Source organism: Streptomyces sp. NBRC 110028, from assembly GCF_001417735.1.
GTDB lineage: Bacteria > Actinomycetota > Actinomycetes > Streptomycetales > Streptomycetaceae > Streptomyces.
Genome location: NZ_BBUZ01000023.1, coordinates 320,396 through 339,351, shown reverse-complemented (window position 1 = coordinate 339,351; position 18,956 = coordinate 320,396). Strand labels below are relative to the sequence as shown.

The following is an 18,956-nucleotide window of genomic DNA, read 5'->3' as shown; positions in this document are numbered from 1 at the left end:
GGCCATGCCGAGCGGGTTCTGCCTGCGTCTGTACCTCACCTGGGGCCTGGCCTCGCCGAAATTTATCGGCCGATTCTCTCTTGCGCGTCTGTCAACGAGGAACTCAGAAATGGGCTGGGGGTCCCGTGCCAGAAGAGGTCCACGGTGTCGCGTGCCCGGGTGGCCGCTACGAACAGCAGGGAGCGGGCTCGCTGAATCTCGTGCCGGTATCGCACGGGGTTCGTGTCGCGCAACGCGTTCACGGCCTCCCGGGGCACGAGACCATCCGTCACACCGGCGATGATCATTCGCCGGTACTCCAGCCCTTTGAACCGGAACATGGTGCCGATGTGCACTCCGCCGGTGCCGTGCGGGCCGTCGGAACGGATTTCGACCGAGTGGATGCCGTGCAGCTTGAGTGTGTGGCCCACCTCGGCCGCCATCTGGTTGGTCGGCACGCAGATGGCGATCTGCTCATGCGGAGTATCTGGATCCGTTTCCGCGTCCCACTCCTTGATGAGGGCGGCGATGCCGTCCCGCTCTGAGGCCCAGTCCGGAAACGGGTGCCCGGACGGTCGGCTGCCGCTTAGCACCGACCGATAGCCGGCCAGCGTTTCTGCGCTGCCGTCGAGGTTGTCGTACTCGGTTTCCCCGAGTACGGCCAAGGCGGAACTCAGGATCTGCCGGGTCGTACGGTAGCTGAGGCTCAGCTTCGAGGAGCGACCGCGGATATGGATGCCCAGACTGCCGAGCGTCACCTGGTTCTTGTAGATGCGCTGGTGTGTGTCGCCGACCAGGAACAGGTCGTCCGCCCCATGGGGAGCCATCGCCCGCAGCATCTTCCAGTGGGCGGGCCGCAGGTCCTGAGCTTCGTCCACGACGATGTGTCGGTACCGGTAACGCAGCCAACCCCCCGAGCCGTCCGCAAGGTGGACGTTGTCGAGGCCGCCCGCCTCTTCCCGCTGGCGGGCGATGGCGAGGATGCGCTGCTCACGGCCCATTTCCAGTCGAGCGGCGCGCTCGGCCACCTGATCCCAGGTCTGCCGTCCGAGACGGTCGAGCCGTTGGGTGAAGCGTTCGGCGAGCTGCCAGATCTCGGCGCGCTCAGCGCGGCCGATGTTCCGCCCGCGACCGGCACGCCGGGCACGGAAGTAGTCGGTGCGGGTGCCGACCGCCTGTCCGAGGATGACCTGCGTCCACTCTTCGTGCAGGAACTCCGGGTCCCAGGTGTTCTCCCCGAGCTCATCGAGCAGCGCACGCCATTCCCGTACCGCCTGGCTGTCGTCGATGGTCTGCTTGCCGTTGCCGGGTTCGGCTTCCCGGACGATCCGCAGCGCCAGTTGGTCGACGTGGCTCACGTCGACCCGGGCGAGCAGTTCCTCCCCGCCCAGTTCCAGCAGCCGGGAGCGCAGGTCGGCGGCGAGGTTCTTGTTGTAGGTCGTCAGCAGGACGGGTTTGTCGCGGCCGGGGGAAAGCTGCCGCACGAGATGCCGTACCCGGTGCAGGGCGACGATGGTCTTGCCGGTACCGGGGCCGCCGCCCACCCGGGCGGGGCCGTTATAGCGTCGTTCGACCAGCTTGGCCTGAGTGGGGTGCAGGAAGACCTTCCAGCGGCCGAAGTCGCCGCTTTCCAGCGCCTCCCGAAGGGCTTCGTCCGTCGTAGTGACGACCGTTGCCGGACGCTGTGCGGCTGCCGCGAAGTCCTCCCGGTCGACCGGCTCGGCGGTGGCCATAGGCTTCGTCACCTGATCGAGGACGTCGTCGTAGGACGCCCCGTCGAACAGCGATAGCAGCACTTCGCCGGTGAGCTGCGGCGCGTACTCGACCAGACCGAGCAACTGGTCCTCGGTGGTGAGCGTGCGGATGACCGGAAGCAGAGGTTCGGCGACGCCCAGGTCCAGCAGTTGTTCGTCGGTCCAGTCGGCGAACAGTGGCCGTGCCGACTCGGGTGGGGCAGACGCCTCGGCCGCATCGGGTGCGGGCTTGGAAGCGGGCGGAGTCGGCAGACGGCGCAGAACGCTGTCCTCCACCACCTCCAGGTCCACATACTCGATACCGCCGGTGACCTGGTTGACGCCGTACGACAGCCGGTCGTAGACGTCCTTGCGGTGCTTGACGGAGACGATCAGCCAGTCGTCCTCGGCGAGCCGCAGCAGCAGTGCACGGTACTCGTCGTTGACTCTCGCCGACCACAGCCTGCTGTCGCCCTTGAGCTGCTGGAGTTTGAGCCCTGCGGTGTGCGGGTTGGTCTTGAACTTGTGCTGGAAGTCGAAGAACGCGCCCTTGACCGTACGGGGGAGCTTGAGGATCTCCTTGTCGGCTTTGTCGAGCAGGCGCAGAGTGACGCCCGAGGTGTTCATCGCTTCGACTCCCCGTTCCTGGTGACCGTGCTGTTGTGCTCCTGGCCGGTGAGGCGGTCGCTCAGTCGCGCCCCGTCCCATGCCGTGGCGGTGCGGACCTCCCAGCCCGCGGCCGCGAACGCCTTGTCCCGGTCCGCTGCCTCGTGATCTGGCTCGTCGCGGTCCGCACGGGGTGCCAGGACCACTCCGATACGTGCGTCGGGCCAGGCCAGTTCGGCCTGCCACCCGTGCCGGTCCAATTCGTAGCCGTCCTGGGGCGCGGGCACACCCGCGCCCGCCAGCGCGTGCGCGAGGTCGGCGAGCCCCGGCTCCTCCGGATCGAGGTATTCGATGACCCGGTCCCAGCCGGGGTCCCGCTTCGGACCGGTGTCCGTGGTCGCTTCGCCCGCCTCGGATTGGCGCGGGACTTTCTCACCCCGGGTGGGAGCGGGCACGGCCGGTGCGGCGACGATGGGGACGGCGGGCTCTTCCGCCTGTGCCGGGACCGGGATCCGCGTCGACGTCAGCCAGCCCACTCCGCCCGTCACGATGAGCGTTTCGGTGGTGAAACCGTCGAGCATGCTCGTCGTCAGCTGGGCGCTGTCCCCGCCGCCGTGCTCCAGGAACTGCAGCACGTTGCTCCAGTACAGCCAGGCCCGCCAGCGCCGTTTGTGCACCTGCTCGTCGGCCAGAGCCGCATCGCCGTCGTCCAGGAGGGCGAGTCCCGTCCACACCGGCGGTGTGCGCCTGCCGTCTGCGGCCAGCACCAGGTTGCAGCCCGATGCGTCCGGGCCGGACAGCAGCCGCACCGGCCCGGCGGCCCCGGAGGGAGCGCCGCCGCGCAGCACCTCCCGGATGCCCTCGCCGACGCCTTCACCGACCAGGGCGGCGGTACGCGTGCCGTCCATCCCGCTCAGGCCCGCGGCCACCGCCTCCGCCCGACGCTGCCAGCGCCCGGGTTCCGGGGCGCGCAGATAGGCCAGGAGCAGCTGGGCCGGATTGACCCACATCGTTTCGGCCAGCTCACCGGGCAGACCCCGGCCCACGCGCTCGTAGTAGTCACGGGCGCGCTTCCGGCCGTTCGTGCCGTACGGCTCCCACACCGGATCGCTCGGCCCTGCTGCCGCGTACCCGGTGTCCTTGACATACTGACGCCACTCCTTGACGTCGTAATAGGTCAGCTGGAACACCCGCAGACCCTCGGCCCTGAGCCGGGTCCGCTTCATGGCGTCGTCGGCGAGCCGGTTGTGCTCGCGGGTGGCGTGGTAGGCGTAGCCGTCGAGATACAGGGCCACGCGCGGGCCGGGGGCGTCGAGCCGTTCGAGGAGTAAATCGGGCCGGGTGCCGTCCAGCGCGCGCTGCTGGGAGACGCGCCAGCTCACCGTCGTGCCGTCCGCCGCCGTCAGCCGCAGATCGAGGGCGTACGTGCCCGCTGATGTGGTGTACGTGTCCGCGGCGGCCTTGGACTCGGCAAGCTTGGCCCAGTCCTGGAGCGTGTCGATGAACAGGACTTCAAGGTCGCTCTCGGCCTGCCGCTGCAACGGGATGTGCCGTGTCGTGGCGACCCGCGAGGTCCGCCAGCGCTCGCCGTCGGCGCCGAGCAATTCGTCCAGCATCTGCCGGACCTCGTTGCGGCTCACCTTGTCGTAGTCGGCGGCCGGGACCCGTCGCAGCAGGCACTGGTGGCAGCCGTCGAGCCCCTTCTCGCGGCACGCGCACTCCTCGATGACCTCACGCGCTTTGAGGAGCACCTCCCGGAAGCCGTCGGCGGACGCAAGCCGGTGCAGGTATCCGGTGCCGCCGGGCAGCCGGTCGTACACGACGAGGAAGCGCCTCGGCCAGTCCGCGCCCATGCCGCCGGCGTGGTCGGGCATCGTCGCCTCGGCGATGTCGATGTGGTCGGGATCGCCGCCGTAGCGGGCCGCTATGCCCGCGAACAGCGCGGCGGTGAACGAGGCGAGTCGCTCCTTGACCCGGGCCATCGACGCGGGCAGCAGGATGCGCACCGCCTCCGTGGTCAGCTCGTGCGCGAGCAGCAGCGGCACGTCCTGCCCCCTGCCCTGCCCTTCCGCGCCGGTCGAGGAGCCCCTGACGCGGCGACGCGGGCACCACAGCAGATGGTGCCTCGCGGCCGGGGTGCTCGCCGCTCCCGATTCGGTCAGCGCGTGCTGCTCCACGTCCACCACGGGACGCCCATCGGCCGTCGCCCCGCCGCAACTGGTACAGACGAAGAACGGGTTGATCCGCACGTCCCGCCCCGCCAGGGGCACCGTGCTGCTGCCGTCCTCACGGTCCAGCCCCAGATTGAGCGTCCGGATCTTCGCATGGCGGGTGAAGTCCACTCCGAAGACCGCGGTGTCGTGCCGCCAGGAACCAGGAGCGAGCCGGTCCGGATCGATGTCGACGGTGGTGAGGACCGCGTAGTGCTTGCGATCCCGTTCATCGCGGTCGTCGCGCACCCGGGCGTCGTCTCGCTTGTCGCGGGAGAACACTCGCCTCGGCTGGAGCACGTACTGCACACAGCCCGCGTCGGCGATTTCCCGCCCGCCGCAGCGCGGGCACGGGTCGGTGTTGTTCTCGGCGTCCTCGTGCTCGGTGCGCACGAATCCGCAGGCGGGGCAGAGCCGCCACACGGACCAGGCCCTGCGGTCGGGGCTGCCGATGTCGAGGGCGCGTACGGCATGGCGGTAGCCGTTGACGTAGAAGTAGTTACCAGGGGCGAGTTCGGTGAGCGCCAGTTTGCGGGACCGCTCGTAGTCCCGCGTCTCGCTGCGGTAGATCTTGCGGACCGGTCCCTCCTCGGCGCCTGCCTTTTGTTCGCCGTCTTCCTCGCTCGGATTCTCGGACCAGTAGAGCGTCGCTTCCAGCTGCGTGGTGGTGTCGGTCAGGCTGTAGTTGGGCAGCAGACCGAGCTCCACCAGGGTGGCGTGGGCGCTTGACTGGCTCAGCTCCCGCAGCAGGTCCCCGGCGCCGCGGCGCTCGGCCAGCAACTCGCGCCGCTCGTGGTTCTGTGTCTCGTCCGACCGGGCCAGCTGCCCGGCGGCCTCGTCGATCGCGGCGATCCTGCGTCGCAGCTCCTCGCGCCGCCCCGTCCAGTCCTCCTCGGCCTCCTGGAGGGCGCGCACGATGCCGCTGGTCGCATACGCCCTCAGTGCCTCGGCCGCGTACGCCGAGACGCCCGCGCCGTCGGAGCCGTCGGGCTCTCGGCCGCCGCTGCTGTCCGGGAACAGGGCCAGGAACTCCTCGACGAACTCGGTGCCACGGGTCTGCGCGGCATCGGCCAGGTCCTGGCACCATCCGCTCGTTCCGAACAGGGCCGACGACAGCCGGGGGAGCGGCGCCAGCACCTCGCCGTCGGAGGTCCTCAGGTCGCCACGGGCCGCGAGGTCCAGCAGCCGGGCCGTGTACTGGCGGCGCAGGATCTCCACCGCAGACAGGTAGCAGCCAGGAGGCAGGATGGTCCCGGCGATCATCTCTTTCGGGTCATCCAGGTAGTACAGGTCGCGTGCCTTGCGTCCGCCGAAGGCGACCACCAGCGCGTTGCCCGTGTGCCGTCCGGCCCGCCCGGCGCGCTGTACGTAGTTGGCCGGCCCAGCGGGCAGGGAGCCGAGCAGTACGGCCGACAGATCGCCGATGTCGATGCCGAGTTCCAGTGTCGGCGTGCACGACAGCACGTTGGGGTCGGTGTAGTGCGTTCCCGCCTTGAAGGTGCGCTCGACCCGCTCCCGCTCCGGGCGGCTGAGCATGCCCGTGTGCTCGGCGGTGACGACACGGAACGTGCCGCCCGTCAGATAGAGGCGGCGGTAGTAGTCGCCGGTGTAGTCCCGCTCCTGCACGACGCCGCCGAGGTGGGGGAGCCCCGCTCCGTTGCGGGGCATGCCCGGCTGGGGCGCGGTCAGCCGCCCCCCGCAGCGGTACCTGGGGCAGGGATGCCCGTACCAGCGCGTGCGCCGCTCGGGCGCTACGACCTGCTGCCAGCCGCAGTCCTCGCAGCTGACGAAGGCCTTGTTGACGACCGCGTCGCCGAGCAGCCGCACCTGGATGTGCCCCGGCTGAAGCCCGTAGACCCGGGTCTGCCGGTCCCGGGTGGCCCGCGCCGCCAGGACGCCTTCCTCGGCGAGGGCGGGCAGCAGCCTGCGCAGATACTCCACGGCCCCGGCGGCGTCCAGCCCCAGGCACCTGCGGGTCCAGTCCTGGTACCAGCCCAGACGTCCCGTGATCGCGTCGAACTCGGACCGGTCCTTCTGCCCGTCCAGCAGGAAGCGCGGCGGCGCGACCCCCTCGGGGAAGGCCGGCATGCCGTCCGGCCTGCGCCCGGAGATGAGGTAGCGATCGCTGCCGGCTTCCTTGATCCAGGTGTCCAGCCAGCGGTGCCGTACGGCGCCGCGCATCCGCAGTCGCTCCAGCAGCCCGCGCACATACGCCAGATACCGCTCGGGCGTGGGCAGGCCGTTTCCCGCCAGCAGCTGGCCGGGCAGGGACAGATGCAGGTCGCGGGCGAGGTCCGTGACGCGGTCGGGCTCGGCCACGACGACCTCGGCGGCCGCGGTGCGGGTCAGCTCCAGGGTGCGCCCCATGCGGCTCCGCAGCCCGAACTCCATCACGGTCGCGAAGGCCAGCCGCTCCCCGATGAGCTTCCAGGTCCGCGCGTCGCCGGTGCCGCGGCCGGACAGCAGCCGGTCGACGCCCGGCTCGTCGTGCAGGTCAGGGGGCACCACGGCGGCCAGCGCGTCCGGGTCGTCCACCGAGTCCAGGACATGGCCGATCAGCTCGTTCAGGGCGGTCGGCGCTCCCGAGTCGTCGAGGTTGTGGGCGAGGAGCGAACGCAGCGAGAACTTGTACGAGGCGTTGGCGACGTACCCGGCGCGATGCGCCGCGTCCTGCGTGGAGTCATTGAACAGCAGCGTCTTGCGCTCTTCCGGTACGAGCGCGATGTCGCCGCCGGTGAACAGCTGGGTCACGGCCGCCGAGGCCAGGGCCGCCTGGGCCGTGCCGAGAAAGCGGATGCTGTTGTCGGTGTGGCAGGCCGGGCAGCGGTCGTCCTTCGCTGCGCGGTCGGCGGTCTTCTTGTCGAGCAGGGCCCGCGCGAACCAGGCGTCGACGAGCTCGCCTTCGTCTCCGGCGGTGGGCAGCCGGTAGGTGCCCTGGCCGCCGTCCAGCACCACGACCGACAGCGGGTCGCCCTTGCCGTCCGTGGGCCGTGCCCCGGTCAGCGCGTCGAGCGCCTGCTGCCGCTCGCCGTGGGTGGCGGAGATGAAGTAACGGATGCGCCGCTTGTCCCGCCCCACGGCGGCTCGCCAGATGCGGTCCTGCGCCGTCACCAGTTGCTGGGGGTCGGCCTCGGGGGACAGCGCCGCCCACCCGGAGCGCCCGCAGTTGCGGCAGTACACGGCGGGCAGGTGTACCTGGGCGGGGCGTGGCGCCGTATCGGCACCGGGCAGCGGCTGCGGGCTGCTCGCCGAGGACGACGGCCAGCCCCCGGACGAGGTGTCCGGATCCTCGTCGCCGGGTGGCGCGGCACTGAGCGCGGCCCGCCGGGCGGCGGTCCGGTCGTCCTCGTACCAGCGGAACTCCGGGGCGCGCCCCACGCCACGCAGCACCCGCGTCACGGGCCGCACCCACAGATGCGCCTCGATGTGCAGCAGCGGCCGGGGCCTGCGCTCATCGGACTCCGGGTCGCGGGCAGCCGAGAGCAGTGCCACGAACCGGCCCAGTGCCTGGAGCACCAGCCGCGGGTTCTCCCGCGCGGTACGGCCCCAGGAGTAGCCGAACCGGGCCAGCCGGTCCCGCAGCGCCCACTCGTCCAGCGGCTCCCCGCTCAGCAGGGACAGCACGCCATGGGTGAAGTCGTGCCGCTTCAGCAGCCGCCCGATGCGGAAGGCGTCCAGCCCGGAGCGGCCCAGCAGCCTCGTGGCGAGGGCGTCCAGATCCAGCAGGTCGGGGTGTGCCTCCACGTCCGGCCCGCCGGACACCGCCACCACCTCCTGCGGGGAGGGTGGCTCGTCCAGCTCGTAGTCCACGGACCCGGTGAACTCATCGGCGGTCATCCGCTCCTCGCCGATGATCGCGTCCGCGGGGAACGGCATCCCGAACACCCGCTCCGCCACGTCGAGGACGCCCCCGGCCCGGCTGTCCGGAGCCCCCTCGCCGAGCGTGGCCGAGGTCGCCACCGGGCAGATCGACCCCAGCGGCCTGCCGGGCCGGGACGCTCCGGTGGCGGCGGCCAGTCGGCGCAACAGCATCGCGACGTCAGTGCCCTGGGCGCCGTCATACGTGTGGAACTCGTCGAGCACGACATAGGTGAGGTCGGCGCCCTCCCACAGGCTCCGGTCCTCCCCGCGCTGGAGCAGCAGATCCAGCATCTTGTAGTTGGTGATCAGCACGTCGGGCGGGGACACCCGCATCTCCTCCCGGCGCGTCATCACCCGCCGGAAGTCGGTGTCGGGCCGGTCGCCGATGTAGAGGCCCGCAGTGACCTGCGCCAGCTCCGGCCGCGCCAGGTACTCCCCGATGCGCCCCGCCTGGTCGGTGGCGAGCGCGTTCATCGGATACAGCAGAACGGCCTTGACCCCGCCGCGCCCCTCGGCCTTCCGCCGTCGGCAGTGGTCCAGCACGGGGACGAGGAACGACTCCGTCTTGCCGGAGCCGGTGCCGGTCGTCACCAGAGTCGGCTGGGCGGGCCCGCGCAGCGTGGACAGCCGGGCCCACGCCTTCGCCTGGTGCCGCCACGGCACGAACCCCGGGAACCCCGCCGCTCCCTCCACGTCCCGCTGCCAGCCGTCTTCGGCGACGTGGAACGGCGTCCTGATCCGCAGATACGGACCTCGGAAGATCCCGGTCTCGGGGTGCCCGAGGAAGCGTTCGAGGGCGCTTCGAGTGTCCTCGTCGGCGAGGGCGTACGTCGTCGTGAGGTACTGCGTCAGACTGCCGCGCAGCTGCGCGGCGGCCATGGTGGGCTTCACGACGGTCCCCCTTGCGATGCTGGTGCCCTGGTGATCCATACCACCGTATAGGGGGGCGCTGACAGCCCCTGTCGCCGGTGAGCCGAGCCACGAGCCCGATGCCTATTTCTTCCAGCCTGCCAGTTCGTCGGCAAAGTCGCGGAATGACCGGTTGTTGCCGCTCGGGCGAGCGCTGACGTGACCGAGTTCCACGGCCGCTGCCATGATTGTCGGGGAGTCCGACTCCCGGTACGGAGGTTTGCCCAGGTGCTTCTTGAGGTGTTCTTTCGGGTTGGCCAACTTGGTGAGGTCCTTCCGGCAGTCCTCCGGTCTCATTTCCCAGCCGCGTCTCACCTTGGGGAAGGCGGCGGGGAAGAGCATCAGCCAGGACTCCATCTCCACAGCGGAAAGCGCCAGTGCAGTGTCGCAGGGGATGTTCTTCCGGAGTTGGGCCGTGATCTTGTCCCGGACCTGGTCGTACGTCTCGTTCGAGACCTTGTCCAGGTCGGCGTGAATGACGATGCCCGCAAGCTCGGCCCCGACTGATGCCGCCTTGGTTCGCGCGTTCTTGCGTAACGTTTCGATCCGGGGGCTGAGCTGCAACTGGGCAGGCGCGAGCCTGATCTTGTCGTTGATCGTCACGACTTTGGGGCACCTGGGGAAAAGAGCGGGTATCAAGTGCTGGAGCACTCTTCGGTCGTTTTCGCTCTCGCCGGCGACCACGATGACCGACCGCTGTCGGCCCGGAGCGCGGCTCACAGCGTGCCGCCCACAGAACCCGAGAACCACAGATTCCCTATGGGCTCGTACTCCGACACCTCCACGACCCGGCGGGTGTCGCTCAGCCTCCGTGCCGGAATCACGGAGGCGCCGCTGGTGCGGCGTTCGCAGGGCACGAACTCCTCGGGCTCCAGTTCGTTGACGAAGATCGGTGAATGCGTGGTGACCAGGTACTGGCTCCGCTCGCTCGCCTCACGGAGCCGTTCCGCCATCAAGGCCAGCGCGTGCGGGTGGATGCCGTGATCGATCTCCTCGATGCACGTCAGCAGCGGCGGATTCGGGTCATGGAAGATCGCGAGCATGCACAGAATGCGGACGGTGCCCCACGATGCCTCGGTCAGGCGCGTGCGGCCCCGGAGGCCTTCTTCCTCCAGTTCCACCGCCGTTCGGTACGAGGCGAAGTCCGGAGGGTTCACCAGATGGATGTCGCGGATCTGAGGGACGACCTTCCGGACGTCCTCAAGAAGGAACTCCCAGGCGTCGCCGTCCTCCTTGAGCCCGCGCAGGAAGTCCGCGAGGTTGGACGCGTCGCTCTTCAGGTACCGGCCGGAATCGCTGATTCCCCACGGCTGCCGGGCCTTGCGCACGTCCGGGTCGAACACCCGGATCTGGGAGAGGTGCCGCCTCACCGCTCCGACGGCGACAGCGGAAGGGCTGTCATCGGACTGCGACAGCAGCCGATCCTGATGCAAGGCGGATGTCATGCGTCCGACGTTGACCGCGCCGTTGGCGCCGTCGGCCTCCAACGGGCTGCTGACCGTCAAGGAACCGCTCGTCAGTTCCACCGACGTCTCGGCGTCCTTCACCGGATGCTGCGTGAAGCGCTCCCGTCGATGTGTCGAGTAACGCTCGCGGGATCCCTCCGGCAGCCGGGTGCGCGAGACGCTCAGCTCGTAGCGGTCCGGCGCTTCCTCCGACGCGAAGTCGGACCAGATGCCTTCAACGCCAACGGTGATCCGTGACACCGGCTTCCGACCGCCGCGGAAGGCCAGGACATCGAAACCGCCCCGCTCTTCAAGCGCCGGCTCGATCCCCTTCCGGGTCACATCGCCCAGGAACTCCAGAGCATGCAGGACGTTCGACTTGCCCGCCGCGTTGGGGCCGACCATGACGGTCAAGGGCCCGAGCGGCAGCTTGGTATCGGTCAGGGTGCGGAAGTTGCGCACCGTCAGCCTCATTAAGCGGTGGTTCAAGCCTCGCGCCAATCGTGAACGGCCGGGGCGCCAAGGGCCCGGCGGACTGCTCCGGCGCACGGCGGACGGATCACACGCACTTGGCTGAACAGCACTCAGTCCCCCACGTGCGCCGTTCACATGAAGTGACCGGCCACCGAGCATCACAAACAGTACATCCTGCGTCACAGCGGTACCAGGTACTTGCCGGTTCCAGTCATCCGGGCCGAAAGGGCTCTCTTTCCGGCGTCTTGCCGTCCGCCGATCCTGACGAGAAGGGAAAGTGCGCGGGCAGTGCCGAGGGGGAGCCGCGATGGCCGAACCGCTCTACGTTCCCGTCCTACCCGTCCGGCAGCAGGCCCGGATGGCCTACGAAGATGTCCGGCCGGACATACAGGCCGCGATCGCCCCGCTGTGGAACCTTCCGCCGTGCCCCGGAACGCCCGCGTCGGGGCTGACGAAGGCCCGTTGGCAGAGGGAACTGAACAAGGTGAGAGGAGCACACCGCCGTCATCCCGGCTGGCTCGATGCCCCGTTCGCCGAGGAGGTGCAGGTACCGGCACTCGCGGAGATCCTTTCCGAGTGCACCGGGCTCTCCCGCCTGCTCCGCCCGGTCACCGGGCCCGAGCGCGGTATGGCCCAGCAGTCCGCCGCCCTGGGGACAGCTCACCGCTACGGTTGCGGGGTCGGCATTCGCGTAGGCGTGTCGGGGGAGTGGGACGGTCGTACGACCGAAGCAGTTGGCCAACTCCTGGGCCGGGCCGCACCCGACGTGCCCGTCGATCTGCTGCTGGACCTGGGCAGCGTCCTTCCCGGCCGCCCCGACGCGGGCAAGGAGGCCCTGCGGGCCCTGGACGCCCTGCGCCCCCTGACGACCTGGCGCACGGCCGCCGTTCTCGGCGGGAGCTTCCCCCGGGCCACGGACGACATGCTGGAACTGGGAGAGCTTCACGAAGAACCCCGTGCCGACTGGCACATGTGGAGCGAGGTGCAGGCGAGCGGCCGCGATTATCTGTCGCGGCTCACGTATGGCGACTACGGCGTGCAGTCAGTCACTGCTCTTGCTCAAGTGCAGGGCGGCGGAGGCCCACCGTGGGGCCTCCTCCGCTACACCACCGACGACTGGTTCGTGCTGTGCAAGGTGCTGAACGGCGGCCCCGACCGTACGGCGAGCGTCCGGGCGGCGGCGCGCCGGTTCCGCGATCTACCTGAGTTCAGGGGAGCGTCTGCCAGCGCCGGGGAGACCTGGTTGCGCGACTGTGCCGACGGCCCTCTGGCGTCCAGCAAAGGCACGGGGCAGGTCATGGACTGGCTGCGGGCCGGGAATGTCCAGCACATGACCTACGTCGTCCGGAGCCTTCGGTAGAGCTGCCCCGACCCTGTCCCTTACGACCTGAGCGCGGGCGGGCTCAGTCGAACAGCGGCGCAAGCATGTCCTCCCCCGCCAGGATCCGCCACGCCGGAACCCGCACCACCCGGCCCACCTCGCACGCCTTCGCCCCGTGCCCACCGGACGGCAGCCCGGTGAGCAGATCACCCCGGGCGTGGGTGAGCCGCAGGTGCCGTGCCGGGTCCTGGCCGGGCGGCGGACCCGTGTCGATCAGTACCGCCGTGTTCTCCCCGTCCCCCGTGAACAGCAGATCCACCGCGTGGCCGCCGACGACTGCCGCGCGCTCCACATCGGTGATGCCACGCTCGCCGAGGTACTGCTGAAGCCGGTCGGCGAGCTCCTCGCGGAACGCGGTCCCCGGACCGACCGCACCCTGCGTGCCACCGACGGCGTCCCCGGCGCCCACGCCGTGATCGTCACCGGGCCCCGCCCCCAGCGGCACCGAGCGCCCGGCGAGCATCGCGGGCAGACCGCTCTGCCCCTGCCAGAACGCGTGGCTGCCCACCGTGATCAGTTGAGACTTGGCCCGTGTGATCGCCACGTTCCACAGGTTGACCTGGCCGGCCACCCAGTGTGTCGTCCTCGGCGGGGTGTTGAGCGTGGCCACCGGGCTCAGCACCATCACGTCGCGCTGCCCGCCCTGGAAGGCGTGCACCGTCCCCACCCGCACCCGGTCGTCGTCGCGCCACACCCGTGCCAGCGCCTGCTTCTGCGCCCGGAACGGCGTCACCACGCCCACCGTCGCGTCCTGCGGCAGCCGCGCGAGCAGTTCGTCCACCACTCGCCGCACGGCCCCGGCCTCGGCGTCGTTGCGCCAGGACTGTCCGTCGCCGCCCCGCGCCGACTCGCCGCCCGGTACGTCCACCCAGCCGAGCACCGGCGCCGGATCGGCCGCCCCCACCGGGTCGAGTGCCGGAACCTGCCGCCGTACGTCGGTGAGCACCTGCAACTGGCCCGCGTAGCAGTAGCCGTTGACGACGTCGGCGATCCGCGGGTGGCACCGGTAGTGCTCGTCGAGCAGCAGGGCGGTGTCACCGTGCTGCGCGGCCGCGTGGTACGTCGAGTGCACGTGATACGTGAGCCGATGGTCCTCCAGTTGCGCCGCGCTCAGCCCGGCCCGGACCCGCGCCTGCCGCTCCTGCTGCGGCGCGATGTCGGCGATGTGGCCCAGCTGCATCGGGTCACCGATGATCAGTGCCCGCCGGGCCCGGAAGAGCAGCGGCAGCACCGACGGTATCGAGCACTGGCTGGCCTCGTCGATGACGACGAGGTCGAACATCTTCGGGGTGAGTTCGAGCTGCCGCACCGAGTGGGTGCTGATGGCCCAGCCCTTGAGGTGCGCCATCAGGTTCTGCTGGCTCTTCCGGAATCCCCGACGGGCCCGCAGAGCCTGGAGCCGCTGCCCTATCAGCCCGCGCGCCTGCGTCAGCGCTTCCGCCGACACCGCCCGGGACAGGTCCGCGGACAGCTCCGACAGGGCACCCGCCGTCTCCAACCGCTCCTGCTTCAGCCCGTCTTCGTCCCACTCGGTGTGCCCGGGTACGAGTTCCCGCAGCCGACGCTCCACGGCCACCGCATCCGCCAGGGCCTCCAGCAGCTCCGGCGGCACGGGCCGCTCGTTCGCCCACCCCGGCCACGGTGGGCCTTCGCCCTCTGAGGTCTCGGCTGCCGCGACAAGCGCGGCCAGTGCCCGCGCCCTGCGCCACCCACCGAGCAGCCACCGGTGGGCCCCGGCCGCCTTCCGGGCCCTGCCCTCCCAGCGGCCCAGCGCGGCCGCACCGTTCCCGGCCGTCGCTGCCGCCCACGCGGACTCCAGCAGTGTCAGCGGCAGCTCCAGCGCGTCGGCCCGTTCCTTCCGCTCCCGGAGCAGGTCCAGCAGTCGCCTCTCCTCGCCGACACGGCGTTCCGCCTCCTCCCGCTGCCGGGCGGCCCGCGTACGGGTATTGCGCAGCTCCCCGCCCACGGTCGCCGAACCCCGCCGCGGGGCCTCGATGGGCTCGCCGAGCAGCCGTTCCAGCTTCTCGGCCTCCTCCTTCAGCGCCTTCGCGTTGCCCGTCCGCATCATGAGCCCCGGCGCTACGTCGTCGCAGCGCTTGGCGACGACGTCCACCGCCTCGTTGTTCGTGGACGCGACCAGCACCGACTGCCCGGCGGCGACACAGGTGGTGACGGTGGCTGTGACCACCTCGCTCTTGCCCGTACCGGGCGGCCCCGTGGCGACCGTCAGGGCCCGCGTCATCGCCGATGAGACCACCAGCTCCTGGCTCTCGTTGCACGGCCCCGGCGCCACCACGACGGCCGGGGACTCCGTCTCCGCGTCCGCCTCGCCACTGCTCAGCAGCGCGTCCAGCGCGGTGCCGGGGATCTGCCCGGTCCGCGTCGACATCTGCAGCAGGTTGTCCACCAACCCCTGCGTCGCGTTCGCCTCCGCACCGGACGGCACCAACAGGACGGCCGCGTTGTGCGCGCCGGGCCGCAGCGCCTCATTCACCGTCCGCTCGCTGAGCGCGGACGGATCGAGTGGCTCCAGCTCCGGCAGCTTCAGTTCCTCCAGCAACTGCCGCACGGCCCGCAGCATCTGCGCGTCGTTGCCTTCCTGCCAGGTCGGCTGCCAGCCTGCGATGAGGTCGGCCGCGTCGTCCGTGTCGAGCAGTTCCGAGACGACGCCCGTGTGCAGGGCCGGCACCCCGGTCGGCCGGAGTACGTCCTGGCCGTTCTCGTCCGGCGCGAGGTCCATCTGCTGGATCAACAGCGGCGCGATCATCACGGGCGTACGGCGTCCCCGGCCGCCTCCCTCGCGTACGGGGAGCGTGATGGCCGGATAGCCGTACCAGTACTCCTGCTGTGTTCCCGCGTCGCTGGTGCCCCGGTCTTGCCGGGCCTGCGGCCTGGACAGTTTGCCGGGTGCCCGAAAGGTCGAACCCCGCCCCGACTGGATGATCTCCTCGTCCCTGCCGAGCAGGAAGTACCCCGAATCCCGTTCTTTATCGCGGTCGGGCAGCATGCCGGCCGCCGCCTCGGCGGTGAGGCACTGCACGTAGTAGTGCAGCAGCCGCTGCCAGTCCACGCCGTCCCGCGCGTCGAGCGCCGCCAGTTCCCGGGCCTTCAGCAGGGCGGGGGACCGCCGCGCCACCTCCGTCGCGTCACGCGGCGGCGTCGGGAGGTGGACGGTACGCGCCACCGACCGGGCGAAGGGCAGGCTCCGGGTGGCCCGGATCGTGGACTTGGTGGGGCGCTGCTCCTCCGGCACGCCGTTGCGCGCCATCTGCGCCGTCAGGTAGTCGAACAGGTCGTCCGGTGTGATCCAGCCGCCGCCCTTGATCCGCCCGTTCCGCAGTCCCTCCACGATCTCACCGGTGAACCGGGACGTGCCGAGCGTGGACCCGGACGGCGCCATCGCGGACGCGGACTGCAACGCGTCGGACGCGGTGATGAAGTACACGCCCGTAGGCCGCAGCAGGGTGCTGGGCGCGGGCCGCTCGTCGGCATCGCCTGGGGCGCCCTTGGCGGTCCAGCCCTGGACGACGGACCCGCTGGAGCAGCAGTCCAGCAGGACAAGCTTCGACGAGGCACGGCAGGACTGGAGCATCCGCTCCAGGAACTCGGCCGGTACCGCCGTGCCCGGCAGGTCGTCCGGGTCCGCGTCCCGGGTGAGAAAGTACAGCTGGTTGTCGTCCTCGCAGAACTCTCCGTGTCCGCTGAAGTACAGCAGGGCCGTCTCGCTCGGCTGTCGCTCCTCCAGGAACTTCTCAATGGCGTGCAGCATCTCGGCGCGGGTCGGCTCGGCGACCATCGCGCAGTCGTTGTACATGCCGATCTCGGTGTTCTCCAGTACCGCCCGCATGTAGTGCAGGTCGGCGCGGACGGGCGGGAGATCGTGGTAGGCGTCGCTGTCGTACGTGGAGACACCGACGAGCATCGCGTACCGGTCGTTGTCGGCCATGCGCGTTCAACCCGCCGTCGTCGCGTCGCCGTCGTCGCCCTCGCGGCCGTCGGCGGGCTCGCCGTCGGCCGCGAAGAACCGATCGATCAGCCCGTCGTCCTCGCGCGCCTCCCTGCCCGTGATCTGAAGGCTCGCGCCGTCGGGTCGCCTGGCGATGATCGTCCGCTGCGGTACGCGGGACAGCCAGAGCTGCACCCCGGCCACGACCAGTGAGCCGGCGCTGATCAGCACCCCGATCGTGTCGACGGACAGCCCGCCCTTGTCCAGGGCCCCGAGCGCCGTGTCCTCGGGCGTGCCCTTCCGAGGCACGTCCAGGGCCGCGCCCGGATCGGCGTCGGCGATCTCGGCGAGGAGTTCCCGCGCCTCCTTACGTGCGCGCAACGGGTCCTCGTCGACGATGGAGATCCGGTATCCGGTCGAGTCGTTGGGCGTGGTGGTCACGGTGCGTCCCCCCTGGGCTTCCGTGGTGTGGTCGGGCCGTGCGGGCTCACGCCCTACACGGAACGCACGACGTTAGTCCCCGGGACTGACAACGGGCGCTTCCACTTGTGGAAACCGCTGGCCGTCGGCGTGAAAACGGCTGGCCGGTGACGGCTACGCGTCCCTCAGCGGATGCGCAGCTCCGCCCATACAGTCTTCCCGGGCCCGCTTTCGCGCGGGGCGACCGCCCAACGGGTCGCCAGCTGGACGACGATGAGCAGGCCCCGGCCCGACTCGATGTCGCCCGGCGGTTCCTGGGTGGTCAGAGGCGGTACGCGTTCGGTACGGGTGTCGGTGACCTCGACGCGGAGGGTATCCCCGGTCTCGGTCAGACGGACGCGGAAGTCCCGGCCGGGTACGTGCCCATGGCGGATGGCGTTCGCGGTCAGCTCGGCGGTGATCAGCGTCAGCGTCTCGTTGGCGCGGCCGTCGTACGGGTGGCCCCACGTGTCCAGCCGGTGCGAGACGAGGCGACGGGCGAGGCGAGCACCGTGCCGCGAGGACGTGAACCGCATCGAGAACTCGCGGAGGAGGTGGGGGTGGCTGGTCTGGGCGGGGTCGGTCTCGGCGGGAGCGGGCTTGGGGGCGTGGGTGGTGGCCCCCTGTACGGGGGAATTCTCGCTGTTCATGTGGTCCACGCTTCCGGCGTGGTCTTAGCGTGACCAGATACGACGCGCACACGGGCTGTCGCTGTACGTGGCCGGAATGCGCGTGTAGGCGGGGCGGAGCGTGACGAACGACGCGGGGTTGCGTTGGCCGGAGAGGCGGTTATGGAGATGAGCGAACCGATGGGTGTGGAGAACGAGGGGGCGGCGGGCCTGGGGGATGGGCAGCAGCCTGATCCGGGCCCGGAACCGGAGGTCAACTCGGGCATTGTGCGGGTGTTCGGGCGGCAGCTGAAGTGCTGTCGGCTGCGGGCGGGTCTGGAACGCCCGGAGTTCGCGTCGATGGTCGGGTACTCGGTGTCCACGATCGCCGCCTACGAGCAGGGTCGGCGGATCCCCCCGCCCCGGTTGATCGACCGGGCGGACGAGGTGCTGGACGCGGGTGGCGTCCTCCTGGAGATGAAGGAGGAGATGGAGAAGGCGCAGTACCCGCCGTTCTTCCAGGACGCGGCGAGGTTCGAGGCTGGGGCGGTCGAGCTGCATGTGTACGCGACTAAAGCTGTGCCCGGCCTGCTGCAGACCAAGGATTACGCCCGCGCGGTATTCACCATGTGGCGGCCCTTGCTGCTGGAGGAGGTCATCGAGCAACGGGTGGCGGCGCGCCTAGCCCGCCAGGAGCTCTTCGCACAGACGCCGCCGCCCACCATCAGCTTCGTCATCGAGGAGGCTGTGCTCCGGAGGCCGCTCGGTGGCCGGTCGGTGATGCGCGGACAGCTTGAGCAACTCATGATCTACGGACAGTGCCGCAACGTTGAAATTCAGGTGATGCCAACAGAGGTGGAGGAACACGCCGGGCTTGATGGCCCCTTCACCTTGATTGAGACACGCGATGGGCGGAGGATCGCCTACGTGGAGGGGCACAAGGACAGCCGTCTGTATTCAGAGCGCAAACAAGTCCGAGAGATCGAGGAGCAGTACGGCATTCTCAGGGCCCAAGCGCTCACTCCGCGCGCATCGCTTGCCTTCATCGAGAAGTTGCTGGGAGACCTATGAACGTGGAGCGGACCACTGCAGCCGCGCCTGAGTTGGCGTGGTTCAAGAGCAGCTACAGCACGGGGTCGGGTGGGGAGTGCGTCGAAGTCGCCATGGTGTGGCGCAAGTCAAGTCACAGTGCGGGAGGCGGCAACTGCGTGGAGGTGGCTGCCTGTCCTGAGGCCATCCATGTGCGCGACTCGAAGGACATAACCCGCCCGGGTCTTATGGTGGGGGCTTCTGCCTGGACCGCGTTCGTCAATTTCGCCGCCCGGTAGCGCCTTCCGGCGTTCGA

Annotated in this window: 10 protein-coding genes; 3 read left to right on the top strand and 7 right to left on the bottom strand. The window is 70.2% G+C overall.

Annotated elements, in window-relative coordinates:
• Positions 1-62: 62 nt before the first annotated feature.
• From ASC60_RS06605 to ASC60_RS06590, 4 genes are all read right to left on the bottom strand, one after another.
• Positions 63-2,339 (bottom strand): UvrD-helicase domain-containing protein, encoded by a 2,277-nt coding sequence (locus ASC60_RS06605; protein ID WP_055547762.1) that lies wholly within the window; start codon positions 2,337-2,339, stop codon positions 63-65.
• On the bottom strand, positions 2,336-9,280 hold the full coding sequence (locus ASC60_RS06600) for a DEAD/DEAH box helicase (RefSeq protein WP_055548713.1): 6,945 nt from the start codon (positions 9,278-9,280) through the stop codon (positions 2,336-2,338). The genes ASC60_RS06605 and ASC60_RS06600 overlap by 4 nt, the downstream gene beginning before the upstream one ends.
• A 102-nt stretch (positions 9,281-9,382) precedes the next feature.
• Complete coding sequence (locus ASC60_RS06595; protein ID WP_234356825.1) at positions 9,383-9,901, bottom strand: hypothetical protein; 519 nt, start codon at positions 9,899-9,901, stop codon at positions 9,383-9,385.
• A gap of 113 nt (positions 9,902-10,014) precedes the next feature.
• Entirely contained in the window at positions 10,015-11,217 is a 1,203-nt protein-coding gene (locus tag ASC60_RS06590) for an AAA family ATPase (protein ID WP_267892780.1), read from the bottom strand.
• A gap of 307 nt (positions 11,218-11,524) precedes the next feature.
• On the opposite strand from ASC60_RS06590, the gene ASC60_RS06585 reads away from it, so the two are divergent.
• On the top strand, positions 11,525-12,577 hold the full coding sequence (locus ASC60_RS06585) for a beta family protein (protein WP_055547756.1): 1,053 nt from the start codon (positions 11,525-11,527) through the stop codon (positions 12,575-12,577).
• 43 nt (positions 12,578-12,620) lie between these two features.
• Here the strand turns inward: ASC60_RS06585 and ASC60_RS06580 are convergent, their stop codons facing one another.
• The 3 genes from ASC60_RS06580 to ASC60_RS06570 form a co-directional block, all read right to left on the bottom strand.
• Positions 12,621-16,544 (bottom strand): AAA domain-containing protein, encoded by a 3,924-nt coding sequence (locus tag ASC60_RS06580; RefSeq protein ID WP_055547754.1) that lies wholly within the window; start codon positions 16,542-16,544, stop codon positions 12,621-12,623.
• 6 nt (positions 16,545-16,550) lie between these two features.
• Positions 16,551-16,985, bottom strand: coding sequence for a hypothetical protein (locus tag ASC60_RS06575; RefSeq protein ID WP_055547752.1), 435 nt, complete (start codon positions 16,983-16,985; stop codon positions 16,551-16,553).
• Positions 16,986-17,149: 164 nt separating this feature from the next.
• Positions 17,150-17,653 carry an ATP-binding protein gene (locus tag ASC60_RS06570; protein ID WP_079038223.1) on the bottom strand — a complete coding sequence of 168 codons (504 nt, stop codon included), beginning with the start codon at positions 17,651-17,653 and terminating at the stop codon, positions 17,150-17,152.
• Positions 17,654-17,800: 147 nt separating this feature from the next.
• On the opposite strand from ASC60_RS06570, the gene ASC60_RS06565 reads away from it, so the two are divergent.
• Together ASC60_RS06565 and ASC60_RS38845 are read left to right on the top strand one after the other, a co-directional pair.
• Positions 17,801-18,682 (top strand): helix-turn-helix transcriptional regulator, encoded by an 882-nt coding sequence (locus tag ASC60_RS06565; protein ID WP_055548711.1) that lies wholly within the window; start codon positions 17,801-17,803, stop codon positions 18,680-18,682.
• A complete protein-coding gene (locus tag ASC60_RS38845) occupies positions 18,679-18,939 on the top strand; it encodes a DUF397 domain-containing protein (protein WP_079038222.1) in 261 nt (86 codons plus the stop codon). The genes ASC60_RS06565 and ASC60_RS38845 overlap by 4 nt, the downstream gene beginning before the upstream one ends.
• Positions 18,940-18,956 lie beyond the last annotated feature (17 nt).